Origin of the sequence: Pleurocapsa sp. PCC 7327 (assembly GCF_000317025.1) — a bacterium.
Lineage (GTDB): Bacteria > Cyanobacteriota > Cyanobacteriia > Cyanobacteriales > Microcystaceae > Hydrococcus.
Map to the genome: position 1 here is coordinate 2,207,287 of NC_019689.1, position 26,277 is coordinate 2,233,563.

30 protein-coding genes and 1 pseudogene are annotated in these 26,277 nt (G+C 44.6%); 19 read left to right on the forward strand and 12 right to left on the reverse strand.

What is annotated here, in order from left to right; all coding sequences use genetic code 11:
- Nucleotides 1-62 precede the first annotated feature (62 nt).
- On the reverse strand, nucleotides 63-329 hold the full coding sequence (locus PLE7327_RS09780) for a glutaredoxin family protein (protein ID WP_015143677.1): 267 nt from the start codon (nucleotides 327-329) through the stop codon (nucleotides 63-65).
- Nucleotides 330-529: 200 nt separating this feature from the next.
- Between PLE7327_RS09780 and PLE7327_RS09785 the strand changes: the two genes are divergently transcribed.
- From PLE7327_RS09785 to PLE7327_RS09805, 5 genes are all read left to right on the forward strand, one after another.
- Nucleotides 530-1,621 carry a hypothetical protein gene (locus PLE7327_RS09785; RefSeq protein ID WP_015143678.1) on the forward strand — a complete coding sequence of 364 codons (1,092 nt, stop codon included), beginning with the start codon at nucleotides 530-532 and terminating at the stop codon, nucleotides 1,619-1,621.
- A 66-nt stretch (nucleotides 1,622-1,687) separates the two neighbouring features.
- Nucleotides 1,688-2,251 carry a hypothetical protein gene (locus tag PLE7327_RS09790; RefSeq protein WP_015143679.1) on the forward strand — a complete coding sequence of 188 codons (564 nt, stop codon included), beginning with the start codon at nucleotides 1,688-1,690 and terminating at the stop codon, nucleotides 2,249-2,251.
- Between the two features lie 40 nt (nucleotides 2,252-2,291).
- The gene (locus PLE7327_RS09795; RefSeq protein WP_015143680.1) at nucleotides 2,292-2,675 is read left to right on the forward strand and encodes a hypothetical protein; all 384 of its coding nucleotides are present in this window, start codon (nucleotides 2,292-2,294) and stop codon (nucleotides 2,673-2,675) included.
- Nucleotides 2,676-2,805: 130 nt separating this feature from the next.
- Nucleotides 2,806-3,225 carry a secondary thiamine-phosphate synthase enzyme YjbQ gene (locus PLE7327_RS09800; RefSeq protein ID WP_015143681.1) on the forward strand — a complete coding sequence of 140 codons (420 nt, stop codon included), beginning with the start codon at nucleotides 2,806-2,808 and terminating at the stop codon, nucleotides 3,223-3,225.
- Complete coding sequence (locus PLE7327_RS09805) at nucleotides 3,222-3,623, forward strand: RidA family protein (protein WP_015143682.1); 402 nt, start codon at nucleotides 3,222-3,224, stop codon at nucleotides 3,621-3,623. The genes PLE7327_RS09800 and PLE7327_RS09805 overlap by 4 nt, the downstream gene beginning before the upstream one ends.
- A gap of 202 nt (nucleotides 3,624-3,825) precedes the next feature.
- Here PLE7327_RS09805 and PLE7327_RS09810 read toward each other — a convergent pair whose 3' ends face one another.
- From PLE7327_RS09810 to PLE7327_RS23335, 7 genes are all read right to left on the reverse strand, one after another.
- Entirely contained in the window at nucleotides 3,826-4,347 is a 522-nt protein-coding gene (locus tag PLE7327_RS09810) for a ComEA family DNA-binding protein (RefSeq protein ID WP_015143683.1), read from the reverse strand.
- The gene (locus PLE7327_RS09815; protein ID WP_015143684.1) at nucleotides 4,344-4,748 is read right to left on the reverse strand and encodes an NINE protein; all 405 of its coding nucleotides are present in this window, start codon (nucleotides 4,746-4,748) and stop codon (nucleotides 4,344-4,346) included. The genes PLE7327_RS09810 and PLE7327_RS09815 overlap by 4 nt, the downstream gene beginning before the upstream one ends.
- Before the next feature lie 158 nt (nucleotides 4,749-4,906).
- The gene (locus PLE7327_RS09820; protein ID WP_015143685.1) at nucleotides 4,907-6,226 is read right to left on the reverse strand and encodes a TRAP transporter large permease subunit; all 1,320 of its coding nucleotides are present in this window, start codon (nucleotides 6,224-6,226) and stop codon (nucleotides 4,907-4,909) included.
- Entirely contained in the window at nucleotides 6,223-6,786 is a 564-nt protein-coding gene (locus tag PLE7327_RS09825) for a TRAP transporter small permease subunit (RefSeq protein WP_015143686.1), read from the reverse strand. Before PLE7327_RS09825 ends, PLE7327_RS09820 begins: the two co-directional genes overlap by 4 nt.
- Before the next feature lie 82 nt (nucleotides 6,787-6,868).
- The gene (locus PLE7327_RS09830; RefSeq protein WP_015143687.1) at nucleotides 6,869-8,038 is read right to left on the reverse strand and encodes a TRAP transporter substrate-binding protein; all 1,170 of its coding nucleotides are present in this window, start codon (nucleotides 8,036-8,038) and stop codon (nucleotides 6,869-6,871) included.
- An 825-nt stretch (nucleotides 8,039-8,863) separates the two neighbouring features.
- A complete protein-coding gene (locus tag PLE7327_RS09835) occupies nucleotides 8,864-9,358 on the reverse strand; it encodes a hypothetical protein (protein ID WP_015143688.1) in 495 nt (164 codons plus the stop codon).
- An 11-nt stretch (nucleotides 9,359-9,369) separates the two neighbouring features.
- On the reverse strand, nucleotides 9,370-10,167 hold the full coding sequence (locus PLE7327_RS23335; protein WP_015143689.1) for a hypothetical protein: 798 nt from the start codon (nucleotides 10,165-10,167) through the stop codon (nucleotides 9,370-9,372).
- Between the two features lie 180 nt (nucleotides 10,168-10,347).
- Here PLE7327_RS23335 and PLE7327_RS09845 point away from each other — a divergent pair.
- Nucleotides 10,348-10,730, forward strand: a pseudogene (locus PLE7327_RS09845) (endonuclease domain-containing protein).
- Between the two features lie 174 nt (nucleotides 10,731-10,904).
- Here the strand turns inward: PLE7327_RS09845 and PLE7327_RS09850 are convergent.
- Both PLE7327_RS09850 and PLE7327_RS09855 read right to left on the reverse strand, forming a co-directional pair.
- Entirely contained in the window at nucleotides 10,905-11,396 is a 492-nt protein-coding gene (locus PLE7327_RS09850) for a thiol-disulfide oxidoreductase DCC family protein (RefSeq protein WP_015143690.1), read from the reverse strand.
- A 48-nt stretch (nucleotides 11,397-11,444) separates the two neighbouring features.
- The gene (locus tag PLE7327_RS09855) at nucleotides 11,445-13,613 is read right to left on the reverse strand and encodes a Tex family protein (RefSeq protein ID WP_015143691.1); all 2,169 of its coding nucleotides are present in this window, start codon (nucleotides 13,611-13,613) and stop codon (nucleotides 11,445-11,447) included.
- A gap of 346 nt (nucleotides 13,614-13,959) precedes the next feature.
- On the opposite strand from PLE7327_RS09855, the gene PLE7327_RS09860 reads away from it, so the two are divergent.
- From PLE7327_RS09860 to PLE7327_RS09905, 9 genes are all read left to right on the forward strand, one after another.
- The gene (locus PLE7327_RS09860) at nucleotides 13,960-14,193 is read left to right on the forward strand and encodes a hypothetical protein (protein ID WP_015143692.1); all 234 of its coding nucleotides are present in this window, start codon (nucleotides 13,960-13,962) and stop codon (nucleotides 14,191-14,193) included.
- A gap of 568 nt (nucleotides 14,194-14,761) precedes the next feature.
- Nucleotides 14,762-14,995, forward strand: a complete 234-nt coding sequence (locus PLE7327_RS09870; protein ID WP_015143693.1) for a hypothetical protein — start codon at nucleotides 14,762-14,764, stop codon at nucleotides 14,993-14,995.
- Between the two features lie 198 nt (nucleotides 14,996-15,193).
- Nucleotides 15,194-15,427, forward strand: coding sequence for a hypothetical protein (locus tag PLE7327_RS09875; protein WP_015143694.1), 234 nt, complete (start codon nucleotides 15,194-15,196; stop codon nucleotides 15,425-15,427).
- Between the two features lie 160 nt (nucleotides 15,428-15,587).
- Nucleotides 15,588-15,857 (forward strand): hypothetical protein, encoded by a 270-nt coding sequence (locus PLE7327_RS09880; RefSeq protein WP_015143695.1) that lies wholly within the window; start codon nucleotides 15,588-15,590, stop codon nucleotides 15,855-15,857.
- A 285-nt stretch (nucleotides 15,858-16,142) separates the two neighbouring features.
- On the forward strand, nucleotides 16,143-16,352 hold the full coding sequence (locus PLE7327_RS09885; protein ID WP_015143696.1) for a hypothetical protein: 210 nt from the start codon (nucleotides 16,143-16,145) through the stop codon (nucleotides 16,350-16,352).
- A gap of 125 nt (nucleotides 16,353-16,477) precedes the next feature.
- The gene (locus PLE7327_RS09890) at nucleotides 16,478-16,693 is read left to right on the forward strand and encodes a hypothetical protein (protein ID WP_015143697.1); all 216 of its coding nucleotides are present in this window, start codon (nucleotides 16,478-16,480) and stop codon (nucleotides 16,691-16,693) included.
- Nucleotides 16,694-16,795: 102 nt separating this feature from the next.
- Nucleotides 16,796-17,005, forward strand: coding sequence for a hypothetical protein (locus tag PLE7327_RS09895; RefSeq protein WP_015143698.1), 210 nt, complete (start codon nucleotides 16,796-16,798; stop codon nucleotides 17,003-17,005).
- 29 nt (nucleotides 17,006-17,034) lie between these two features.
- Nucleotides 17,035-17,274: a hypothetical protein gene (locus tag PLE7327_RS09900; RefSeq protein WP_015143699.1), complete on the forward strand. Its 240-nt coding sequence runs from the start codon at nucleotides 17,035-17,037 to the stop codon at nucleotides 17,272-17,274.
- 322 nt (nucleotides 17,275-17,596) lie between these two features.
- Entirely contained in the window at nucleotides 17,597-18,361 is a 765-nt protein-coding gene (locus tag PLE7327_RS09905) for a peptidylprolyl isomerase (protein WP_015143700.1), read from the forward strand.
- On the opposite strand, the gene PLE7327_RS09910 is transcribed toward PLE7327_RS09905, so the two are convergent.
- Nucleotides 18,305-19,162 (reverse strand): hypothetical protein, encoded by an 858-nt coding sequence (locus PLE7327_RS09910; protein ID WP_144266108.1) that lies wholly within the window; start codon nucleotides 19,160-19,162, stop codon nucleotides 18,305-18,307. The two genes, PLE7327_RS09905 and PLE7327_RS09910, sit on opposite strands and share 57 nt — an antisense overlap.
- A 286-nt stretch (nucleotides 19,163-19,448) precedes the next feature.
- On the opposite strand from PLE7327_RS09910, the gene PLE7327_RS09915 reads away from it, so the two are divergent.
- From PLE7327_RS09915 to purF, 4 genes are all read left to right on the forward strand, one after another.
- A complete protein-coding gene (locus tag PLE7327_RS09915) occupies nucleotides 19,449-20,531 on the forward strand; it encodes an ATP-dependent 6-phosphofructokinase (RefSeq protein ID WP_015143702.1) in 1,083 nt (360 codons plus the stop codon).
- Between the two features lie 116 nt (nucleotides 20,532-20,647).
- The gene (locus PLE7327_RS09920; RefSeq protein WP_015143703.1) at nucleotides 20,648-21,688 is read left to right on the forward strand and encodes a hypothetical protein; all 1,041 of its coding nucleotides are present in this window, start codon (nucleotides 20,648-20,650) and stop codon (nucleotides 21,686-21,688) included.
- 128 nt (nucleotides 21,689-21,816) lie between these two features.
- Entirely contained in the window at nucleotides 21,817-24,126 is a 2,310-nt protein-coding gene (gene purL / locus PLE7327_RS09925; RefSeq protein ID WP_015143704.1) for a phosphoribosylformylglycinamidine synthase subunit PurL, read from the forward strand.
- Nucleotides 24,127-24,305: 179 nt separating this feature from the next.
- Nucleotides 24,306-25,796, forward strand: coding sequence for an amidophosphoribosyltransferase (purF, locus tag PLE7327_RS09930; protein ID WP_015143705.1), 1,491 nt, complete (start codon nucleotides 24,306-24,308; stop codon nucleotides 25,794-25,796).
- A 105-nt stretch (nucleotides 25,797-25,901) separates the two neighbouring features.
- Here purF and PLE7327_RS09935 read toward each other — a convergent pair whose 3' ends face one another.
- Nucleotides 25,902-26,258, reverse strand: a complete 357-nt coding sequence (locus PLE7327_RS09935) for a DUF760 domain-containing protein (RefSeq protein ID WP_015143706.1) — start codon at nucleotides 26,256-26,258, stop codon at nucleotides 25,902-25,904.
- Nucleotides 26,259-26,277: the final 19 nt, after the last annotated feature.

The following is a 26,277-nucleotide window of genomic DNA, read 5'->3' on the forward strand; positions in this document are numbered from 1 at the left end:
AGACTCAGAGTGAGGATTTTTGATTTTAGATTATTAAAGAATTGTGCAAGTTCCGTCTAGTTTTATGACTCTGGCGATAAATATTTTTGTAACAATTGCTCCAATTGTTGCACGGAAGCGCGAGGAGAAGGTCGGGGCAGCGGTTTTTCGACCCCTGAAAGATTTTGACACAACACGGGAACTTCATATTGGTATGCCTCGAACCATTCTGGGCGAGTGGTAATATCTCGCACCTCTAGTTCAAAAGCGATCGCTTTTACCTGTTGTAACTTTTCCAGCAGCCCTTCACATAGATGACAACTGGGTTTGCTATATAAGATTAACTGCATTGGCTTTTTATATATATTAGGCGTTGCCTAAATGCGGGATGAATTTTATTTTGTCATGCTGAGTGCAGCCCTTCACTTCGAGAGAGGGTAAACTCCGCGAAACGAACATCTGTCGGGATTCTTTACATCCCCGCTCGAGCGGAGGACTTCCCGCTCACGGAGTTAAAATTGCTTGGGTATGTTTCTTTTAGCTTATCCCAATGATTCAACCCGTTCTTTACTTCGCCATTACTAGCCATGGTTTTGGACATGCCGTCCGCGCCTCCTCTGTTGCTGCCCAGATTAAACAGCTTTATCCCGACATCCTCCTAGTTATGGTGACGACTGCGCCTCGTTGGTTGCTAGACTCTTACATTCGGGGAGATTTTATCCATCGCCTACGCGCCTTTGACGTGGGAGTTATCCAATCGGATAGTTTGACCATGAATAAAGCTGCTACCCTGGAGAAAATGAAGCAAATTCGCGCCGAACAAAGGTCGATTATTGCCAGCGAGGTAAACTTTCTGCGCACCAATCGAGTCGGGTTAATTTTGGCAGATATTCCAGCTTTAGCTGCACCAATGGCGAAAGCGGCAGGGATTCCCTGTTGGATGATGGGCAATTTTGGCTGGGATTTTATTTATCGCAATTGGGGAGAGGAATTTACAGAAATTGCCGATTGGATTAGCGAGTGCTATCAACAGTGCGATCGCACCTTTCGCCTTCCCATGTGCGAACCGATGACTTCTTTTAACAATATTACCGATACGGGCTTAACGGGCGGTATGCCTTACTATAGCGAAACCGAACTGCGAGAAGTATTTAATCTGAAAGCACCTCGCAAGAAAACCGTTTTGCTTTCTTTTGGCGGACTGGGACTGCAACAAATTCCCTATCAAAATCTACAACAATTTCCCGATTGGCAATTCATTACCTTCGAGCGCAATGCTCCCGATTTGCCCAATTTACTGAAAATTACTGGAGAATACTATCGGCCCGTCGATTTTATGCCAATCTGCGGGCGAGTCATCTCCAAACCTGGCTATAGCACCTTTGCCGAAGCTATACGCCTGCAAGTTCCTATCATTTCCTTAACGAGAGAGGATTTTGCTGAAACCCCTTTACTCTTAGACGGGATTCAAAACTACGCCCATCATCAAATTATTGCACCAGAAGAATTCTTCCACAGTAGCTGGGAGTTTCTCCGTCGCGATCCCGATCCTCCCCTTCAATCTGCATCTCTCCCGACTGATGGAACGGAAGTCATTGCCCGCGCCGTTATCAACTATTTTAATTTAATCTTGCCTGAATAGGGATTAAGCTAGAGATGGGAGTTTTTTTAGCAAGGTTTATTAAAAGAGTAGAGCGATCGAGAACCAATGACGGTCATCCATCATATTTTTGCCCAAAAGGCACAACAGTTAGACGAAATACAACAGTCCAAAGAACACAAAAAAACCGAAGAGCTTCAAGGAATTCGTTCCTCTGCTACCCTAGAATTAGCAGCTCAGGATGTTCGCACTGTAATCGAAGAACAAAAACAGCAAAGCCATCTTTTGACCACTAAGCTAAATATTTTATTTGTTGTCAATGGTGCTTTACTAACTTGTTTAACTATTACTCGGTTGGTCTTACAACCCAGTGTATTTAGTTTTGGAGAAATTCTGGGATTTTTTATTAATTTCTCGTTGCTAATTAATGCTTTTCTGCCTCGCCAAGTAGCAGTTAGTCCCAATTTAGGAGATACAAAATTTTTGGAGAGATATCTTGCTTTAGCACCTGAAGAATATAAATTGCAAATGATAGTCAATCAGGTAGCAACCTACAATACTAATAAACAGCGACTCGATGATATTTCACAGTCTTTAACTTATTCAGCTTATGTAACTTGGACGATAGCTTTTATAATCTTATTGCATATGGTGTCATTTTCTTTTGCCTGAAGAATATAAGAGAATAAATCGATAGGAATAGCTTACAAGTATGACTTCCAAATTTACTCATACCAACTCGGAAAAAGATGTCAGTAAGGAATCGGAAGAGATAACTTCTGCATCTGTAGAGGAGGTTGTATCTGTAGAACCAGTTAAATCGACACCAACAGAAACTCCGGAAAATCGCATCGAGTTACCCAAACCCGATGCCGAAAATATAACAGTGTTGACTGATAAGTTACCAAATAAGCCAATTTTGCCTTGGAATCGCTATGATTCTCCTTGGGAAGAGTCAGTAAATGAAGAAGAAACGGGATCGAATTCTCCTGAGAATGCAGCAGAAATTTCTGAGGGAGCGGCATTAAAAAATTCTACCGAGACAGAAACAGGCAACACAGTAACGGATAAAACTGAGTCCGACGAAGTGGATTGAAGAAGTCAGAAGGCAGGAGAGTGAGGAGAGTAGGGGGATGAGGGAAGTGTGGAGGGAGTGGGAGACTGGGAAGAAGACATACTACTAATCACTAACTACTAACTCTCACCAATCCAAAATCAAAAATTAAATGAATCACTATCAAAAAATTCTCTCAATCCAAACTACGGGAAAATCTCTACATAAAATCACCCATAAAGTAGAAGCGATTGTCACTCAATCGGGAATCAAAACGGGATTGTGTACGCTTTTTGTCCGGCATACTTCTGCTTCTCTAGTGATTCAAGAAAATGCCGATCCCGACGTGTTGAAAGATTTAGCCAACTTTTTTGCTAGATTAGTGCCTGAAGACCCTACGCTTTACATTCATAATGCTGAGGGACCCGACGACATGCCAGCGCATATTCGCTCGGCACTAACCCATACTTCAGAACAGATTCCCATCGCCAGAGGAAAATTAGTTTTAGGGACTTGGCAGGGAATTTATTTATGGGAGCATCGTCAATGGAGCCATCACAGAGAAGTTGTAGTACATATTAGCGGAAAATGAACGATCGCAGAATTATTCGCACCGATAACGCACCCGCACCCGTTGGTCCCTACAATCAGGCAATCGCAGCTAGCGGTCAAATGCTGTTTGTAGCAGGACAAATTCCCCTCGATCCTCAAACTGGAGACATTGTAGGAGCGGGAGATGTCGCCAAGCAAACGCAACAAGTAATGGCAAACCTGGAAGCCATTCTCAAAGCAGCGGGTGCCAGTTGGGAAGATGTAGTGAAAACGACCGTCTTCCTGACCGACTTACAGAATTTTGCCGCCATGAATCAAGTTTATGGCGGGTACTTCAGCAAAGGCAATGCCCCCGCACGTGCCTGCGTCGAGGTTTCTCGCTTACCTAAAGATGTTTTGGTAGAAATCGAGTGCATCGCCGTTGTCGGGACTCGATGAAGGCGATAGCGAACCATTTTTTGTAGGCGAGAATTGACCTGCGATCCCAACAAAAACTCTGCTATCTAGAAGACAGTTGAAATTTGGACACCATACCATTTTTCAAAAGTAATGACAGAGATAGTTGATTGCCCTCACCCCCAACCCCTCTCCCAATTTGGGAGAGGGGTGAAGAATGTTGATCGCGACTAATGAAAATTGGTTAGAACTGGAAGTAGTGCATTAATTGAGAGATTAATCGACTATCTAAAACAAGTCGGCGCTGTAGATCGGCTAAATTGCGATAAACGCCATTTTCTTGTCGATTTTGAATGATTAATTCAGCTAAAGAAGGTTCGAGACAGGGAATTTGCTCGAGTTGTTCTGTCGAGGCAGTATTGGGATTGATGCGCCTAGGAGTTAAGAGACTTTCCGGATCGCAATAGCCGAAGTATAAGATAGGTTTGAGGGGTTGGAGACGTTGTACGGGTACGTTAATAGCTGCGGCAATATCTTCTAGGCAGAGAAACTGAACTCCCATGCTCGTCAGTTCTGCTAACGTTCGTGCTTGGTGGATAGAAATACCAGGCAATCTGAGCCAATCATCGACGCTGGCATGGTTAGCATCGATTTGAATGCCAAGTTCGATCGCGACCACAACTTCTTCGAGAGATTGAAAGCGATAGTAGGGATCGCTCAAAATTTTAGCGCGGATTTTTTGCCAATTCGGGTTCAGCCATTTCATGCAATGCGATCGAGCAGTTGGCGGCGTTTTTGTTCAAATTCGTATTCCGATACTAATCCATCTTCGCGCAGGCGATCGAGTTCCCGCAACGCTTCGGCAACTGCGCCGATTTGCGAAGGAGCGAATCCGCCTAAATTAGTGCTAGCGATGGGCTGGTTATTGAACTGACAATTAAATTGCTCTGAATCTTGCACTAAATACCATACCGCATCGATCGCACTGGCAATTCGCGGAATTGGCGTACTCCATAACAGAAGATAAATTACTCCCCATAGCGGCTGTCCTAGATAAAATTTATGCACTCCCGCGATCGGTATTGGCAAAACTGTCGCTAATAGTGCCAGGATAACGGCGACTTGGCGACTCTTAGGCTGGTTGAGTAGTTTCCCGACAAATTTCATGAACCCTCATGTCTCAAAGCGATCTTAATTAATAACTTTAACGCTTTTGGGCAAGACAAAATCGGCGAGTAGTGCGAGCTTCTAGCTCGCTATTTCCTTAAAAGCGAGCTAGAAGCTCGCACTCCCTAACTCCCTTATCTAGGACTGCTATGGCAGCCTCACTCAAACAGTAAATTTGGCAGAAAATAGACTAAATTGGGAAAAATCATCACTAGAAGCATGACTGCCAACTGTAGAGCCATGTAGGGATACATGCCAGCAAAGATCTGATTAATCGTAATGTGTTTCGGGGCAACTCCCTTAAGATAAAAAGCTGACATGGCCACAGGTGGGGATAAAAAAGAGGTTTGTAGATTCAGTGCGTTCAAAATCCCAAACATCAGCGGATCGATATCGAACCGATCTAGCAAGGGCAAAAAGATAGGCATGAAAATTACAATAATTTCCGTCCATTCCAGGGGCCAACCTAGTAGGAAAATAATAATCAAGACGACGATCAGAAATAAGGTTGGCGGTAAGCCCAACCCCGTTACAAACTGCTCGATCGCGCTCGAACCGCCCAACAAAGCAAACACGGCGGCAAAGATGCTAGAACCGATAAATAACCAGCAAACCATTGCCGAAGAACGCATGCTCAAATAGACGGATTCTTTGAGATTTTGAAAGGTTAGCTGGCGATGGAAAGCTGCTAGCACTAAGCCACCAATCGCACCTACGGCAGCCGCTTCGGTGGGCGTGGCGATCCCGAAGAGAATTGCCCCTAAAACAGACAAGATCAGGACTGTAATTGGCAAGAAGGAGGTAGCTAACATCCGCAAGAGCTTCGGCAGGGGAACGGTGCGCTCTTCTTTAGGGAGCGCTGGTCCCAAGTTGGGGTTCGTGTAGACTCGAACCAATAGATAGATTAAGTAAGATAGCGACAACAATAAACCGGGAATGAACGCTCCCGCATAGAGTTTGGGCACGGAAACGCCCGCCGTAGCTCCGTAGAGAATCAACAAGACGCTAGGAGGAATCAAAATTCCCAACGTTCCCCCGGCGGCAATGATCCCCGTGGAGAATTTAACCTCATAGTTGGCACGCAGCATTGCGGGTAGCGCCAGCAAGCCCATCAGAGTAACGGCAGCGCCGACGATGCCAGTCGCCGTCGCAAAAATCGTGCAAGTCAGCAAGGTTGCGATCGCAAGCGATCCCCGAATCGGTCCCATCACAAGCTGAATGCTTCTGAATAAGTCATCCAAGATGCCAGCCCGCTCGATAATGTAACCCATGAAGATAAACAGCGGGATCGCAAGCAAAACATCGTTGGTCATAACTCCATAGGTACGCTGTACCAAAAGCTCGAACACGAGCGGTCCAGCGCCGATGAAGCCAAAAATCACGCCTAAGCCCATGAGGGTAAAAGCGGTAGGAAAACCCAGCAAAATCGCCAATACCATTACGATCAGCATGATAACGCCGAGAACTTCTTGACTCATAGCTGGCTCTCCTTGGTCAATTTGCTTTCCGTTTCCTCAACATCGGCGAGGCGTTCGGGCCAAGCGCCCGTCCTCAGAGCTTGAATGCAGCGAATAATTTCCGCAATGCCCTGAAGAAGCAGTAAAATGCCAGCCACCGGGATAACCGTCTTAAAGGGATAGATAGGCGTTCCCACCGTCGTGACGCTAGACTTTTCCTGAATGCTCCAGGAATCTGCGGCAAAGTCGAATCCATACCAGACCAGCGCTAGAACGCCGGGGATGAAGAACAGGAAATAGAGCGCTAAATCCAAAGCGGCTTGCGCTCGCACGGGCAGGCTGCGGTGAAACATATCTCCTCTGACGTGACCGTTGCGAGCCAACGTGTAGGCTCCACCCATCATGATAAAGGTGCCGTACATGATGTAGCTCGAATCTACCGACCAGTCTAGCGGCACCCTAAAGACGTAACGGGCAATGACACTGTAGGCAGTCACGACTGTCAAAGTCAAAATCAACCAAGAGAAGATTTTCCCAATCCAGGTATTCAAGCGATCGATCCAAAATAAAAAGGGTCTCACGAATGCCTCCTAGAAGATGTCTCAAGCCTTCAACCCGTGCGATTGTCCTAGGTACTGACTCTATTGATAGCAAGGAGTCTTGCTACGCTTGCGCTTCTTTAAAGAAATGATCGTAAGCAGTTTTGTTCTCAACCATAATTTCTAGGCGACTGGATGCAACTCGCTTAGCCCAAGCCCGTTGAGAATCAATGACTTTCTTGAAGAAGGGATCGGCTGATTCTTTTGCAATTACTTTATCCCAGGCTTGGAGTTGAGCCTCCAAAACCGATTTAGGAGTTATAAAGACTTTAACGCCATTCTTCTCAATTGTTTCGAGGTCTTTGCTATTGCGATCCATCATCTTCCAGGTAAAGTCGGCAGATTGAGCCATGGTGGCATACTTGATAATGGCTTGTAAGTCCGGCGGCAGGCTGTCGTACTTGCTCTTGTTCATCTGAAGTTCCAGCATCTCAACGGGTTGGTGATAGGACTGTAACATCAAGACTTTGCGAACGTCTGGAAATCCCAGTCCTTCATCGGAAGAGGGATTGCTGAACTCGGCTGCGTCAATTACTCCCCGCTCTAGGCTGGAAACAATTTCACCGCCTGGAATAAACTGGGATGCGGCTCCCATATCCTTAAAAACGTCGAGAGCAATTCCAGCGGTACGATACTTCAAGCCTTTGAAATCCTCTGGTGCTTTAACCTGTTGCTTAAACCAACCCAAGGGTTGAGTTGGTACGGGCCCGTGGAAAAAGGAAATAACGTTCTTTTTAAGTTTTGTCTGGAGCAGCTCGTTGTACAGCTCTTGACCGCCGCCATAGTGAATCCACCCCAGCATCATCTCGGCATCCATCCCAAAAGAGGGACCCGTTCCAAATAAGCTTGCCGCCTTATTTAAGCCAAACCAATAGGCTGGGAAGGCATGTCCGCCATCTAAGGTTCCTTTATCTACTGCTTCTATCAACTGAGTGGCACTGGCAACCGATCCTGCTGGTAGGATGTTAATTTTTAGCCGTCCACCAGACATTACCTCAACTTTCTTGCCCCAATCGAGGAAGATTTCGTGGAAGATATCTTTAGTTGGCCAGCTACTTTGCATCCTCAAAGTAATAGTTTCTCCGGTTGCAGGACTATTTGTAGTCGATTGAGTGGTTTGAGCAGGTTTATTTTGCCCGTTTTGTACGGCACCACTGCACGCTGCTACAAGAGCACCTACTGCACCTGCTGGAATTAGCTTCAATAATTTTCGGCGAACTGATTGAATAGACATGGCTTTTTCTCGGAAAAATAGCTATCAACAAGGACAAAACGGTCTGGATTCAAACTTTTTTGTCAAAATGAATTTCCAGTGTTTTTAGATAATCTAGTACGCTGCCAAATCGATCGGGTTATCGAGGTGGACGTATTGCGTCAATAGCGATTTAAGAAACTCGAAAATATGCATCATAACTATCGATCGCGTTGTAACTGTACGGTCTAACTCTGCAATTTTTGGCATCTACTGGATGAAAGCAGTTGAATGCCGCGTTAGGTTTGAATTTTACCGTATCAATGCAACAAAAATAGGCGATCGCTCCCAAAAAGTTTTTTTAAAATTCAATATTCTCTAACGTCTCCAATGGCAAATTCTTTCTTGTTTTCTCCTTGTAACATCTCTATCGATCGATTCATTGTTGTTGTCCGATCGCAAAAAAAGATTCACATTTATAGCGATATTCGAGCGCGATCGCCAACCGATAAAAAACCTTTTCTAAGGAAAACAATCTCAATTTTATCGGCTCGATCACTTCCTTAACTTGAGCGATTTTTTTTGCATAATTCTAATCTCTCTTTTGCGATCGCAATTCGCTGGCGGCAGTTCCCCAACAAGTCATCAATCTTGGCATTGCTTTCTAACTCCCATGCCCTTACTGCTTCAATGGGTTGAGCCGTGCGATCGCCTTAGCTCGGGTTAGGTTGAATACTTATCAAAAGATCTTTGTCTCATACCAAGCCTAATGCAGTGAAGCGAAGTACCTGGTAGATTCTTCACTTCGTTCGGAATGACAACTAATTATCCGAACTGGAAATCATACCATTTCTAAAAAAATTAGTATTACTCTTTGTTAAGAACATGTCTCTTCAAAAGGGATAGTATCTCACCAATTTCGGTGCGCATAATCTTAAGTTCGCTTTCAATTGCATTGAGGCGTTCTGGAACTGAAATTTTGGAGCGATCGACAGACAACGGGTTTGGGGCAGATAAACTGTTGAGTTTCTTGACAAGTTCTGCCCAGCTACTCGCTTTCAGTCTAAAGTAAGCTTTCGCTTCACGTAATGTTTTAAACTGTTGCTTGAGTAAGTCAACGGTATAAATTTTTTTCTGATGCACCTGAGTTTGCCGATCTATATCTTCCTCAACCATATCGACAACCTCATCAATAAGTCGGTCATGATTTTCGGCAATTTTAGCTGCCGCACTCAGTATGCGTGAAGTTGTTTTGATTTGCACTTCGGTTTCCTGTTTGAGTCGATCTGCAATGCTGCGAACTCGATCGCTTAACTTTTGTTTGCGTTGTGTACGTGCGATCGGTGCTGGTTCTTGACTCATGGACGTATCCCCTATTCGGCAAGGATCTCTTTAATAGCCAACCAGATACGTTGAAATTTTTGTAGCAGACCAACCGGAGTGTTTGTTGATTCTTCTTCAACGGAATCGACTAATTGTTGAATTCGATCCATTCTCTCGGCAAGAATATAGAGATTATTTACTGCTTCCTCTTTTCTTTCCAGGGAGTCGCGCAACACAATAGTCATTTCGCCTATTTCTCTCTTCAAGCGTTCGTTTTCACGCTTGCGGCGAGTTTCCCATCCCTTAATGCTTGCTTTTGAGCGTCGTTCGTACTTAAGTTCTTCTTTAACCTCATTGTACAGAGTTAAATACTGTTGCCGTTGAGCGTCTGCCTGTTGGTATTTAGCTAGCCATTCAGTGGCTTTGGCTTTTTCTTCGTTGTAAAGGCAGAGAGTTTGTTGATGCTTTTGTTGCTCCTCGTTGTACAGAGTCAGGTAATGCTCTCTTCGAGCGTCTGCCTGTTGGTATTTAGTTAGCCATTCAGTGGCTTTGGCTTTTTCTTCGTTGTAGAGGCAGAGAGTTTGTTGATGTTTTTGTTTCTCCTCGATATAGAGTTGATAATTCTGGGTTACACGTTCCTGCCACTCATTAACCTTTAATTGATAAGTAACGAGTTGCGTGGCAGCTTCTTCATTTTCTTTTGCTTTCTGCTTCCACTCATCTCGCTGTGCCCGAACGTTCGCCAAAAGCTGTTCTAGTTCGCGAGGAGGCGTAGGTTCTTTCTTCTGAGAGCGGGGATTGTTGCGAGCGTTGTCATCATTAGGCGTTCGGCGATCTGCTCTTCGCATTGGCTTAGCGCAATCTCCAATGTGAATATTTTTTTTACATAATTCTTTTAAATCTAAAATACTTAGGTTTAGTCATTACCGTCATCAGTATTTATTCTGATGATTCATCAACGATCGCAACTCAAGTCAAAATACTACAATCACTCACCCCCTTTTTTAAGGGGGCAGAGGGAATCTTTTATGACCAAGTTCAATAATGGTAACTTTTATCTGCCCTACAATCGAAATCTGGTAGAGCGAGCGAAGCAACTTCGCAAAAACATGACTGCTGCTGAGAAAAAACTATGGTACGGGTATTTGAGAACTTTTAAATTTCGAGTGTTGCGACAAAGACCAATCAGCCATTTTATTGTCGATTTTTATTGTCCTAGCTTGAAGTTGGTTATAGAAATTGACGGAGAGAACCATTGTACAAATGATGCTCAAGAATATGATGTAGCACGAACTCAAAAATTAGAGGAATACGTTTACAGGTCGTGAGATTTACGAATCAGCAGGTTTTAAAAGAGTTTGAGATTGTATGTGAGAAGCTTGGAAGTTTGATCCCCCCTAACCCCCCTTAAAAAAGGGGGAATCTGATTGGCTGACAAATCTTTGTCCCCTCATCCCTAAATTCCTTCTTCCACAAGGAGCGAAGGGACTTCAGGCCAAAGTTTTGAGTTGAAAGCCCCTCTCCCAGAGCGGGAGAGGGGTTGGGGTGAGGGCGATTTGAGTTTTGTCAGTCAACCAGGGGGTATTTAAAAATCGGTTTCAGACAGGGGACAGCGACTTTGTGTTGTGCACTCAAGACGCTTTTGACGCTCAGCGACAATTGTCTCTAAATTCGATCGCCCGGTAAGAGCAAGTCGCCAGTCAGCCCAAATTCCATAGATAATATCAGCGATCGCGCCGATGATGGGTAATTTAGTAAAAGAATAGACCCAGCCCATGCCGAGTATCTCATAAACTTGGCGAAAGACTTCTATGTTTTTGATGATAGTTCCGTCGGGAAGCAAAGCGTGGATTCTTCCCATCGCCGTTTCAAAGTCAATCCCGCCGTTTTCTTGAGGAGTATAGTTGTCGTCGGCAATGTTTACAAATGCAATTAGCCCTCGACCTACATCTCGTTTTTTGAGAAAATTAACTTCTCGCACGCACAGGGGACACTCGCCATCATAGAGCAGCTTGATTTTCCATGATGGTGTTGCTGCTTCAATTGGTTTATTAAGCTGAGTTTCTAAGGGTTGCATAGGGGAAGTGCGATCGCTTGATTTCTCTAGCTAATATTTTAAGAAATATTAAGAACGATTTGGTTGTTTCATCGATAAGCTAATCCGTTTTAGTGACTCATTCACTTCTAGGACGCGCACTTTCACCACCTGCCCCACTTGGACGATTTCTTTGGGATCTTTAACAAAGCGATCCGCCAGTTGAGAAATATGCACTAATCCATCCTGATGAACGCCGATATCGACAAATGCGCCGAAATTGGCGACATTGGTGACAATTCCCTCCAATTCCATTCCTGGTTTAAGATCGCCGATTTCTTTAATCCCTTCTTTGAAAGTGGCATATTTGAACTCAGATCTCGGATCTCTGCCAGGTTTTTCTAATTCCTTAATGACATCTTGAAGGGTGGGTAAACCAACCGTATCGGTAATAAATTGTTTGAGATCGAGAGATTTAAGTCGCGCACTCACTTGGGTAATTTGCTTGAGGGGAACTTTTAGAGATGCTGCGATCGCTTCTACAACTGGGTAACTTTCGGGATGGACGGCTGTATTATCTAAGGGGTTATCGCCATCGCGAATGCGCAAGAAACCAGCCGCTTGCTCGAAGGCTTTGGGTCCAAGTTTCGAGACTTTTAAAAGTTCTTTGCGATCGCGAAATGCCCCATTGCGATCGCGATAAGCAATAATATTGTTGGCAATGGTTGGCGTGATTCCAGACACGTAGGTCAGCAGTTCTTTAGAAGCCGTATTGAGATCGACTCCTACGTAGTTGACGCAGCTTTCTACCGTCTCTGCTAATTTTTGCTTGAGGAGCTTTTGCTCGACATCGTGCTGGTACTGCCCGACACCGATTGACTTCGGCTCGATTTTGACCAACTCGGCCAGGGGATCTTGCAACCGTCTGCCAATACTAATGGCTCCTCGGACGGTTACGTCGAGATCGGGAAATTCTGCTCTTGCCACTTCACTCGCCGAATAGACGGATGCTCCTGACTCATTGACGATGACTTTAATCGGTTTCTCTTCGATAGTTTTCAAAACTTCTGCAACAAACTCGTCGGTTTCCCGCGAAGCAGTGCCATTGCCTATGGCGATTAACTCGATGCGGTACTTTTTCAGAAGCTGTTTGATGGTTTCGCTGGCTTTAGTTCGCTCGCCCGGGCTAGAATGGGGAAAGATGGTTTGATATTCCAAAAATTGTCCGGTTGCGCAGAGAATGGCGACTTTGCAACCCGTGCGGAATCCGGGATCGATCGCCAGCGTTGGCTTCATTCCGGCAGGAGAAGACAATAAGAGATGGCGTAAATTCACCTCAAAGGTTTTAATCGATTCAAGATCTGCCCATTGTTTGCGTTCCGATCGCACTTCTCGAACGAGAGACGGCTTTAGCAAGCGATTGAAGGCATCCTTGAGCATTATTTGGTAAAAATCGCCAATAACGGGATTTTTAGTCCGGATTTCCTGTGTCTCCAAGTAGGACAACGCTGTCGCTTCATCGAAGGCAATGTCTAGCGAGAGAATTCCTTCTGCTTCTCCCCGAAACAGCGCCAGCAGATTGTGAGGCGCAATTTTACTAACGCTATTTTGGTAATTTCGGTATAGCTCAAACTTCGTACTACCTTCGGGATAATCGGCTTTGATGCACGAAACAAAGACCCCTGATTTGAAGATATAATCGCGCAAGTAAGCGCGTAATTCGGCTTTTTCGGCAACTTTTTCGGCTAGGATATCGGCAGCGCCTCTGAGGACATCTGCTACTGTCTCTAGTCCTTTGTCTTTAGATAAATATTGAGTAGCTTCTGGTTCTAGGGCTTTAATCCTAGCATCTGGACGGTTGAGCGATTCGATGAAGGCGGCTAGCGATTCTAACCCTTGTTCTCGCGCTACCGTTGCTCTGGTTCTGCGTTTCGGCTTGTAGGGCAGATAGAGATCTTCTAGTTCGGTTTTATTCAAGCAGGCTTCTATCTTGCTCTTGAGCGCGTCGGTAAGCTGGTTTTGTGCTGCGATCGCGTCTAATATAGTCGCTTTGCGCTCTTCTAACTCCCTTAAATAATTAAAGCGATCGCATAGATTTCGCAGTTGCACTTCATCGAGAGAACCAGTCCGTTCTTTTCGATAGCGAGCAATAAAAGGAATGGTTGCTCCTTCGGCTAACAAGTCAAGAACATTGGCAACCTGTTGGGGTGAGTAAGAACACTCACTAGCAAGAACCTGAGTCAGATTAAGCGTGGGCATACTAGCAATAATATCGTTACTCTCCTCTATTGTGGCGGACAATTGAGGGTTTTCGCCCGACTCGCCAGCATCACCTGCCTGCGATCGCCTTACCTATTCCTCACACTGTATCAAATGTAGTTTGATGCTAGCTGCATTCTATTAAGCATCAAAAGTTTACACAAAAATCAAAAATTTAATCAACAATAATCAATAATTCAATTAGCAGTTTTTACTATTCTTATAGACTTGAGCAAAACTTTTTGCCAATTTGGCATCTAGTCTTTATCTGGTTAGTTTACATTAGATATTGTCAAAACAAAAGGGATTTGCACCCAAAGCAAAAAATACAAAAGGAGAAAAAACAATGATTATTACCGATATCAACTACATCGAAGCCGTTGAAGCTAACGAAGTTCAAGGAGGTTCTTTGATTCTGCCTCCTTTCTATACCGCACTGGCTAATGGTGCGGGTACGTCAACAGCTTTTGGCACTGCTTTAAGCTTTACTAATGTTGCAGTACTCACTAATAGCCTTGCTCTGCCCAATCACAAAATGTCTGCTTCTAGTGTTGTAGCGATCGCCGGCGCAACCGTATAACCAGTCGAGAAAGCTGCCCGAACCTAGAGGTGAGCACGGATGAAACGCAGAATTTCTCGAACGTTAATCTCTAGGTTGGCTGGGTATTCTTAAGCAAAAAGGCAACTAACCATTAATTGGGCTAGTTGCCTCTACTACCAAAGCTAAAAAGTTTCCTTAACTACATAGAAGTAATTGAAGCCAACGAAGTTAAACAAAACTCGATTCTTCTTGCTGCTTCTATCTTTACTTTACTATCTACTGGTATGGGTATGTCAACAGCTTTTGGAACGGCTTGGGACTATACCAATATTCAAAAAGTCACCAAGAGCTATGCTCTACTTAATATTCTGCTTCTATTATTGGGGCAGTTTTAGGCGTAATCGTGTAACTAATCGAAAAATCTTCTTCAACCTGGAGATTATTGCACAGATGAAACTTAAAGCATCTCTCGAACGTTAATCTCTAGGTTAGCTAGATATTTCTGCCAAATTGGCAACTAACCATTAATCCGATTAATTACATTAGATATTGTGAAAACAAACGAGTTGCCCGAACTCAAAACCCAAAAATAGAAGGAGAAAAAACGATGATTATCAACGATATTAACTACATCGAAGCCGTCGAAGCTAACGAAGTTCAAGGAGGCGCTCTTCCTACTGTTCCTACCTTCACTGCCCTAGCTCTTGGAAATGGCACTTCAACCGCTTTTGGAACTGCGTTGAGCTTCACCGATATCAAGTTGAAAACCGACAGCGTCGCTCTCCCCAACTACAAATTCTCTAGTTCTCAAGTTGCCGGAATCGCCGGCGCCACCGTATAACCAGTCGAGAAAGTTGCTTAAACCTAGAGGTTATTGCACAGATGAAACTAGAGAATTTCTCGAACATTAATCTCTAGGTTAGCTGGATACTTGTGCCAAATTGGCAACTAATTAGTGACTGGATTCATTCCCAAAAAATATTGTCAAATCTAAAGAGTTTTCCGAACTCAAAACCCAAAAATAGAAGGAGAAAAAACGATGATTATCAACGATATTAACTACATCGAAGCCGTCGAAGCTAACGAAGTTCAAGGAGGCGCTCTTCCTACTGTTCCTACCTTCACTGCCCTAGCTCTTGGAAATGGCACTTCAACCGCTTTTGGAACTGCGTTGAGCTTCACCGATATCAAGTTGAAAACCGACAGCGTCGCTCTCCCCAACTACAAATTCTCTGGTTCTCAAGTTGCCGGAATCGCCGGCGCCACCGTATAACCAGTCGAGAAAGTTGCTTAAACCTAGAGGTTATTGCACAATTAAATATCGCTAGGTTTATTCGACAAAAGCCAAGCAAAGGCTGGAAATCTTAACGAGATAAAAGATTTCCAGCATTTTTTAAATCTAATTAAAACTCTAGACACTTAGAGAGGTAGCCGTGATTATTTTCGATTTAGAATACGTAGAAAGCATTCCCAAAAATATCAATTTGCAGGGAGGAATGATAGTTGCTAGCACAGCAGGTATGCTACTTTACACCGAAGCCTTAGGAGGAAGTATTTTAGGTACTTCTGGTATCTTATATGGCGCCTCAGCGATAGGTAGTAAAGCTGCTTCAGCAACGAGTACAAACAACAGCTATATAGTTGTCAGTGAAGATGGGAGCGCATCTGGCTCATCTTCAACTTCTATGTCAATTGCTAGATGATCGATAGTTTCTATTCGATAGAAATTTTAGAGAGGACTCTGCAAAGATGACAATAATAATATTTTCAAATTATTGTCTCAGATGCAGAGGCTCTCTTTTTGAATCAAATTAGTATTTCCAAATATTAAGCTCAGAGTGATTTCATTCTGACTTAATTTCACCAAGAAATAAATTTCTTGGAATTCAAATATTCAATCCTATAAGATAGACTTTAGCCTCTTAGCCAGAGAATAAATTCTCTGGATACTAGATGAAATAGACTGGTATTAAACTTAGGAAAAAAGAATGATAATTGCTAACTTGGACTATTGGGAAGAACTCGATCGCCAGATCGATATATCAGGAGGAATTTCTATGGCTCAAATATCTGTCAATGCTTTGGCTAGGGGAGCTAACCTATCTCTTAGCAATGTTGAAAGCCAAGCCTTTGTCTTTTCATTTCCTGAAATTAAGATTTCTCGCGTTGCTGTATCTTCTTCCTCATTGGCTGGTTGATTTAAATTTTTCAGGAAAGTAAATAATCGAAAGTTGATTTAATGCCAAAATGGCAACCTTATCCCTAGTTTCCTGTTTATATTATAAAAACATAGATTGTTATTGAAATTCACGGAGAAACCACAATGATTATTTCTGATTTAGAGCATTTAGAAGTTGTTGCCGAAACAAAAGAAGTTGAAGGTGGAGCCGCAATCGTAGGAATTGGGAGTTTTACAGGTCTAGCCCTGGGATTTAAGAATGCTGCTATAGTGTTTCCAGTGTTTGAGCCTCTTGCCGTTAGCTCGCCAGGAAGCAATATTGCTGGTCTCAAATTCTCATTCTTGGCACAAGCCGAGTAAAGTTTGGAATGTAGACCCAGGCAATGTTACTAAACCTGAGGAGGTAGTCTGCACGTATGCTTCCTCAGTTATTCTTGCAAGTTGAAGGTAGGTAAACAAAGCATGATTATTTCCGATTTAGAACATTTAGAAGTTGTCTCACAAAAAGCCGAGCCTGACGAACTCAACCAAGTTAACGGTGGCTTGATTCAGATAGCCGCATTCGGTTTTAGTCTCGCTCAAGGGCAGAGCTTTGCTGGAAGTATCGTTAATGTTAAGACTGTGGCGATCGCTCTAGCACCCAGCTTCCCAGCATTTGGTTTTGGATCTTAACATAATTCGTAACAATAAGGAGACAGCTAATGAGTCATTTAATTATTGAAGATCTCAATTTCTGCCAAAGGGAATTGCCCGAACAAGAACACATTCAAGGGAGCGGTATTAATAGTGCCTCTTTCTTTGGGTTTGCTTTTGATTTCGCTAAGGATTTTGCTTTTAAGCCATCTGGGGAAGCTGCTGCTGGTTCGGCCATAGCAATCGCCTTAGCTATTGGCGGTCACTCATTCAACATAGGAGTGGGCACTGGAACTGCATCGAGCTAGACTCAAGCAGAGACGCACCCGCTAAACTAACATTTAGTTGTGGTGTCTTCTGTCAAAAGAAAATAATAAGGAGACACCCAGCTAGTTTTTCACCATCCCCAATTGTAAGGGAAAATTTTATTTAAGAGTCCGTTACTCAAAAGCATGGGAGGGAATGAATTAGGGGAGATAATTCAGGGTGGACTTAGTGGTGAAAAGTAAACTCATTGGCAGATGCTGATTAGTAAGGGTAAAAAATAAAAATTCATCCACTAATTTAGGCTTCCCAGAAGTTTGTCTACTTTTTTAGGTACGATCGAATCGGGGAGATTTTGTGCTTATTATGGCTAGCGATCTGACAGCATCAATCGAACTTGCAGAGATTGTCGATCACCTCAAAAAAAATATCCAGCTCAAAGAAGCCTGCAATAAAATTCTTCATCAGAGAATCGTTAATCGGGCTGCACGAGAGCGAAATCTAGTGGTTACGCCAGAAGAGATTCAAGCCGAGGCGAACCGCCTGCGCCGCGAAAAGCGTTTGGAGAAAGCTGCTGACACCTTTGCTTGGCTGACGGAAGAGAAAATTACCCCCGAAGATTGGGAAGCCGGAATCCGCGATCGCATTCTTACTAAAAAGTTAGCAGAATCTCTTTTCTCAAAGGAAGTCGAGAAACTTTTTGCCCAAAATCGTCTGAATTTCGAGCAGGTTTTACTCTATCAGCTTGTCGTTCCCTACGAACGACTTGCCTGGGAAATCTTTTATCAAATTGAAGAGGAAGAGATGAGCTTTTATCAAGCCGCCCATCTCTATGATATTGACGAAAGACGCAGACATCAGTGCGGTTATGAAGGAAAGCTCTATCGTTGGAGCCTCAAACCCGATCTGGCTGCTGTCATATTTAACGCTCGCGCCAGAGAAGTAATTAACCCCATAAAAACCGAGCAGGGATATCATTTACTTTTAGTGGAAGAATTCATTCCTGCCGAATTAACACCTGAAATCTATCAAGAAATAATCGACAAGATGTTTGCGGAATGGTTGGCAAGCGAATTAAACTATCTGCTTCATAATTCTTCTGAGCAACAATACGCTACTCAAGCCCAATAAGCCTATTAAAGCAAACCGATTTGAAGGTTCGGACACTTTCACGCAAATATTTAACTTTTTAGAAGACTCACCACAGGATTTGTTTCTCGTTACAGCCACTAAAGTGAGTTGGGTATTTTCTGGAAAGTAACGTTGAAATGACCCTTGAACTAAAACTTGATAAGATTCTTGAGTTCCTCCTAAAAGAGGCAATTCGGATACTTGATTCAATCTGAAGTTATTTCCCGGTGTGAAGCTAAAAAAATCAGAATCGCTAATTTCAGTTAAATCGGTATTTAAATTAGCAAAAAGGTTAAAAGAGTCAAAAGCTGTCCGGTTGATGCTGTCAATTAAAAGAATAGACACAGCTGCATATGTACTAGCAGCTTCATCTTGTCCTCGCTCGATCGCGTTAACCAAGCCTAAGAACGCAGTAAAATCAAAGCTAAATTGCTGCTCTGCTTCTATAAAGAATTTACTGACAAGTCTGGATGAGATTTTTAAATCTCCCAAGTAATCACTACCTTGTCCCAAAACTTGAGATTGAATATTCGATTGTGCAAAAACTAGGGAATCCTCCGCCTTAAAAATACTATCGACATCAAGCTTAGCTTGGACTGCTCCCTTCCCCTTATCAGAAATAGTTTTTGAGTTAAAATCCTCATAAAAAACTCCAACATCTTGAGGAATTTTATTAAAATTATCGAGTTTCAAATAAGTTTGAGAAGCGCTAAAAATAGCAGCATAACTGGGCAATATAGCGGCAGTAGAGCCAGTTACAATTGAAGCAAAAAACAACAATAATTTTTTTTTAATTGCCAAGCAACTCTTCATATCTTTTTCTTTATAGTTAATACGATCTTAGATACTCGGAGTTACCTTAGTATGAAGCTCCGGTAAAAAAATCAGATCTTCTTTATAAAGCTCGTGTAAAATCTTGAGGAAAACCGTTCGACATACTGACCGCTATCTCAATCTTTTACTCGTCTAAACGATCCTTCATCTCACTATATTTATTTCTCGTAAATTTCTAGAGAATTTCTTAACTATGACTCGATCGCGCCCGGCGAGCCTAACAATAGATTAGTCAGTCACAAGAAGCAATGATATGGGCGAGCGAAAACGAATAGGGATTCTTACCAGTGGAGGCGATTGCGCTGGTTTAAATGCCGTTATTAGAGCCGTTACCCGCTGTGCTGTTGACATTCACGGATGGGAAGTGCTAGGGATTTGCAGGGCAACTCAAGGCTTGATGAGCCGTCCCCCGCAGGTGATGCGCCTAGAACCACACAAAGTCGATCCCATACTGATGATGGGAGGCACGATCTTGGGCACGACTAACAAAGGAGATCCCTTTGCCTTTTCCATGCCCGACGGAAGCATGCGCGATCGCTCTTCAGAGATTATCGAAGGCTATCACTTGCTGGACTTAGACGCTCTCATTGGCATTGGCGGCGATGGCAGTTTAGCCATTCTTCGCAAACTAGCACAACAAGGAGGCATCAACCTCATCGGCATTCCCAAAACCATCGACAACGACGTCGACATAACCGAACGTTCCATTGGCTTTGATACCGCCGTCAATATTGCCACAGAAGCGATCGACCGCCTGCACTTCACAGCGGCCAGTCACGATCGCGTCATGATCGTCGAAGTCATGGGACGCGATGCCGGACATATTGCTCTCAACGCAGGCATCGCGGGCGGCGCTCACATTATTCTGATCCCAGAAATTGCTTATAAGATAGAAAATGTCTGCCGCTATGTCAAAAAACGCCAAGCCCAAGGACTAGATTACTCCATTGTCGTCGTTTCAGAAGCAGTTTGTACGGAGGCGGGAGAGACGATCGAGCAGACCAAGTCATTGGGCGAATGTCGCTTGGGAGGAATCGGTCAGTATCTCGCCGATCGCATTGCCAAAGGAACGGGTGCGGAAACCAGAGTCACCGTTTTAGGGCATACCCAGCGAGGCGGCATCGCTTCTCCCCTCGATAGAATCTTAGCCTCTTCTTTTGGGGTTGCTGCTGTAGAACTCATCGCCGAGGGCAAGTACGACCATATCGTGACTTGGCAAAACCGACAAATCATAAGCGTGCCAATCGCACAAGCCATTCAAAATTACCGGGTTGTCGATCCCGAAGATACTTTAGTTAAAACAGCGAGAGGCTTAGGCATTTGTTTGGGCGATTAACAATCGGCTTGTCCCTTACGAAGTAGCTCCCAGGCACAACCACCATGAACGTAAAACCCGAATGGTATGATTAATGAGCCGATTTTTTTCATCTGTTCGATTAAACTCATTCTGTCATGATTGCGACTCCTCCTTCTCCCGACGAAATTGTTGCTGCCTTAGAGACTCCGGTAGATTTTGACTTTCAGCTACCCGATCCAGAGGATGAGGAGATACAAGAAGCTGAGTTTCAACAGCAGTTGGATGCGATTTGGAAACTCTGCGATCGCTTCGATCTGCAAACCGACATTTGGCGAGGGCGGATTTTACGGGCAGTGCGCGATCGCGAGAAAAAAGGCGGCGACGGACGAGGGACGGGGTTTCTCAATTGGTTAAAGGTGCGAGAAATTACCAAAAGTCAGGCATATGCCTTAATTCAACTGGCGAATAGTGCCGATACTCTCTTGGCAGAAGGAACGCTAGATCCCAAGTCAATTAATAACTTTAGCAAGCGTGCCTTTTTAGAAACGGCGAAATCTGCCCCAGAGGTACAAAGACTGATCGGCGAAGCAGCGCAAAAGGGCGATCGCATTACTCGTCGAGAAGTGAAGCAACTTTCCGATGAATGGACGGCGATGAGTTCGGAATTATTACCAGAGGAAATCAAGGAGAAAGCGGCACAAGGATCGCTTCCCCCCCGATACCTTGCCCCTCTCGTCAAAGAGATGGAAAAGTTACCCGATATTCATCTCGAACCAATTCAAAAAGAAATTGCCGAGAGTCCCGATCTCGATACAGTCAAGCATATGACTTCATCGGCAAGAAGTTTAGCCAAATATCTCGATGCAGCGGCACAAGTCCAAACCCTGAAAAACTCTCCTATCGATTTGGAAATGGCACTAGAAGAGGCGTTGCGGCTAGATTGTTTGAATGCGACAGCCGACTTAGTCAAACAGGCAACCCAACTCGAACAAACGGTAGCCAAACTCTACACGACTTGGAAGCGTCTCGGCAGCCTCTCAGACCGATTATACGTAGATACGGGAGCAAGCAATCCCAATTTGCGATCGCTCCTTACTACTCTAGAAGTTCTCACTAGCGAAGTCATTGAAGTCTCATTAGACGAAGCCGGCGATCGCGCGGTACGTTTGAGAATAATGACACAAGGAAATTCTTAAACCCCTCACCATTTCCTCCTCCCGTCGCCTATCTAACGACAAAAGGCGACGGGACAAGTACCTCGGTCTTATCTTGTTAAACTTCAAAATAGATACAATTAAATCTGTTCCGTCAGTCAAAATCTCTCATGTCCGCTCCCTTTTCCGATCGAGAAATCGCCGACGAAGGTATTAAGCCCGAAGAATACAAAGAAATTGTCAGACGCTTAGGTCGCCATCCTAATAAAGCTGAATTGGGAATGTTTGGCGTAATGTGGTCGGAACACTGTTGCTACAAAAATTCCCGACCCCTATTGAAGCAATTTCCCACAACGGGCGAACGCATTCTCGTCGGACCCGGAGAAAATGCAGGCGTAGTAGACTTAGGAGACGGACTCAGATTAGCTTTCAAGATTGAATCGCACAATCACCCCTCCGCTGTCGAACCCTTCCAAGGCGCAGCAACCGGAGTCGGCGGCATTCTCAGAGATATCTTTACCATGGGGGCGCGTCCCATTGCGATTTTGAACTCCTTACGCTTTGGTTCCCTAGACGATGCAAAAACTCGCAGACTATTTGCTGGCGTAGTTGAAGGGATAGCACACTATGGTAACTGCGTTGGCGTGCCCACCGTTGGCGGCGAAGTTTATTTCGATCCCGTTTATTCTGGCAATCCCCTCGTCAACGCCATGGCACTGGGATTGATGGAAACGCCAGAAATCATCAAATCGGGCGCGTCGGGTATTGGCAATCCGGTTTTATACGTCGGTTCTACTACGGGTAGGGACGGCATGGGAGGGGCTAGCTTTGCCAGTGCGGAACTATCAGACCAGTCTATCGACGATCGCCCTGCGGTACAAGTCGGCGATCCTTTCCTAGAAAAATCTCTCATCGAAGCTTGTCTGGAAGCTTTTAAAACAGGTGCAGTCGTTGCCGCACAGGATATGGGTGCGGCGGGAATTACCTGTTCTACCTCGGAAATGGCAGCTAAAGGCGGCGTAGGCATCGAACTGGATTTGGATAAAATTCCCGTCCGCGAAACGGGTATGATTCCTTACGAATATCTCCTCTCGGAATCCCAGGAAAGAATGCTGTTCGTTGCCCGCAAAGGACGAGAGGGGGAGTTAATCGATATTTTCCACCGTTGGGGGCTGCATGCTGTCGTCGCTGGAACCGTGATTGAAGAACCGATTGTCCGCATTCTTTTTAAAGGAGAAATTGCTGCCGAAATCCCCGCAACCGCTTTGGCAGAAAATACCCCCATCTACCATCGGGAACTTCTACAAGAACCGCCAGAATATGCCAGAAAAGCTTGGGAGTGGACGGCGGATTCTCTCCCTCCCTGTAACGCCCAAGGAATTGTGTACAATTGTACACAAAAATCTTGGAACGAGATTTTATTGCAACTGCTAGATACTCCTACCATTGCCTCAAAACGCTGGGTCTATCGCCAATACGACCATCAAGTCCAGAATAATACCGTTATCGTTCCTGGCGGTGCTGATGCAGCAGTTATCCGAGTTCGTCCCGTCGATGGGAAACCGGATGTGTCAAGAATTGGCGTGGCAGCAACTACAGATTGTAATGCTCGCTACGTCTATCTCGACCCCTACGAAGGAGCAAAAGCGGCTGTAGCCGAAGCCGCTCGGAATTTAAGCTGCGTCGGTGCCGAACCGCTAGCAGTTACGGATAACCTCAATTTCGGCAGCCCAGAAAATCCCATCGGATACTGGCAGTTAGCCTCTGCTTGTCGGGGAATTTCTGAAGCTTGTCGAGAACTAAAAACGCCAGTTACAGGGGGAAATGTCTCTCTCTACAACGAAACCTTGGATTCAGACGGAAAACCCCAACCGATCTATCCTACTCCCGTTATTGGCATGGTAGGACTCATCCCTGACATTACCAAGGTCTGCGGGCAAGGGTGGAAGGCACAAGGAGATTCGATCTATTTATTAGGAGTTCGGGGTCCATCGCTAGGAGGATCGGAATATTTAGCAACCGTTCATGGAATCGTCGCTGGCCAGCCGCCCGTGGTGGATTTTGAGCTAGAACGTCGCGTCCAGGAAGCTTGTCGTTATGGAATTCGTCAAGGATGGATAAATTCGGCGCATGATTGTGCCGAAGGCGGTCTGGCCGTGGCGCTGGCGGAATGTTGTATTAGCGGTCGATTGGGGGCAGACATTCGTCTCCCAGAAAGCGATCGCCGATTTGATGAAATTTTATTTGGAGAAGCGGCTAGTAGAATTGTGGTTTCGGTCAATCCCCAATGTAAGGACGGATGGGAGTCTTATCTGAACGAACAGTTGGGCAATAATTGGCGGCAAATTGGCGCGGTAACAAGCCAAGATCGTAATTTTACGGTCACTACAGATGATAATCATCAGGCGATCGACGTTACAATTAGTAACATGATAGAATGTTGGACTACTGCTATAGAGCGTCGCTTAAAACAGATTTAAGCCAACAGCGATTTATTAAAAAAACTGATACTAAATCCCTCAAAATCTTGACTATATTCCTGCTAAGGTAGGGTTAAAAAAATGTTAAGCGAGCTGAATCATTTATCGATGGCTTGCCAGTTGCTCTCTATTCCAATTGCCTAACGATTGACTGCCATTACCAGGAGCTAAACTATCAGATGATCGCTCAAGAACTTCCTAACCCTGACGAATCTCTTTCTGGCGCTCATTCTTCCGAAAGTCAGCCCACCGATAAACCCGAGGAAGCCTGCGGAGTATTCGGTGTCTATGCGCCAGAAGAAGAGGTTGCTAAGTTAACTTATTTTGGTTTATATGCGCTACAGCACCGAGGACAAGAATCGGCAGGCATCACTACTTTTGAGGAAGACAAAGTTCATCTCTATAAAGACATGGGGCTTGTCTCTCAAGTCTTTAAGGAATCTATCTTAAACGAAATGCCTGGAACCCTGGCAGTGGGACATACTCGTTATTCAACTACGGGTTCGAGCCGCAGGGCAAACGCACAACCCGCCGTCATTGAGACGCGCTTGGGTTCGCTCGCTCTAGCACACAATGGCAATCTTGTCAATACCCCAGAACTGCGCCAGGAGTTAGAAAAGCGCGGGGGTAATTTTAATACAACCACAGATTCAGAGATGATTGCCGTCGCGATCGCTCAAGAAGTCGATCGCGGTAAAGAGTGGCTAGAAGCGGCAATTAGTGCGTTTCAATTGTGTTCGGGCGCGTATAGTTTGGTAATTGGCACGCCTGTCGGGTTAATGGGCGCGCGCGATCCCAACGGCATTCGTCCCTTGGTCATCGGAACCATCGGCGAAGATCCGGTGCGTTACGTTTTGTCCTCAGAAACCTGCGGCTTAGATATTATCGGGGCAGACTACCTGCGGGATGTAGAACCTGGGGAATTGGTTTGGATTACCGAAAAGGGATTGGCTTCTTTCCACTGGTCGCCAAAACCGGAGAGAAAGCTATGTATCTTTGAAATGATTTATTTTGCCAGACCCGATAGCATTATGCACGACGAAACTCTCTACACCTATCGGTCGCGATTGGGTCAACAACTAGCCAGAGAATCTTATGTAGAAGCCGATCTAGTTATGGGAGTGCCCGATTCCGGAGTTCCTGCGGCGATTGGGTTTTCTCAGGTTTCTGGAATTCCCTACGGCGAAGGCTTGATTAAAAACCGCTATGTCGGCCGCACGTTTATTCAACCGACGCAGCACATGAGAGAATCCGGCATTCGCATGAAACTCAATCCTCTCAAAGATGTTTTAGCCGGAAAACGGGTTATTATCGTCGATGATTCGATCGTGCGAGGAACGACTAGCCGCAAAATCGTCAAAGCATTAAGGGAAGCAGGAGCCAAAGAAGTCCATATGCGAATTTCTTCTCCTCCAGTGACTCACCCCTGCTTTTATGGCATCGATACCGACACGCAAGATCAACTGATTGCGGCAACTAAATCGGTAGAAGAGATCGCTCAACAACTAGGGGTTGATTCGCTTGCCTATCTTAGCTGGAAAGGAATGTTAGAAGTCACTGGCGAAGATCCCAATAGTTTTTGTTCGGCTTGTTTTACGGGAGACTATCCGATTCCCATTCCAGAAAATGTCAAGCGTTCCAAATTAATTTTAGAAAAAATTAAAGCTTAAACACGCGGAAAGAACCCGACTTTCGAGCGAGAGACGGGTTATCTAACTCCTAAAACTAGCAACAAAGGGAAAGCGAGTTGTAGAAATGCAGACGGGAAGCTAGCCTTAGATGTTTTTGGATGGCTTAGAATTGAAAGATTCAGAATTCGACCAAGCTGCCTCTAGATTTCGGCGTTGTTCTATTTGAGAGAGAAAGTAACCTGTCATCATAGCTGAGGCAAGAAGATTTGCCAGATTTTCTCTATCTGTCGTAATTTGAACCTGAAAATCTTCCGAAGGCAACATCCCAACTAGCCCTTGTACATTTTGGGCGATCATTTGTTTAATTTCCGGACTAGCCGATTGAGCAACCCTTTCTAAAACTTCAGGATTTTGTCTCTGAAGGTATTGCATCAATGAATTAGATTCCTGTTGCTCGGCTTGCTCTGATTCGGAAGAGAAGAAGTCAAAATTAAAGATCATTAGCACTCCAAGGTAATTG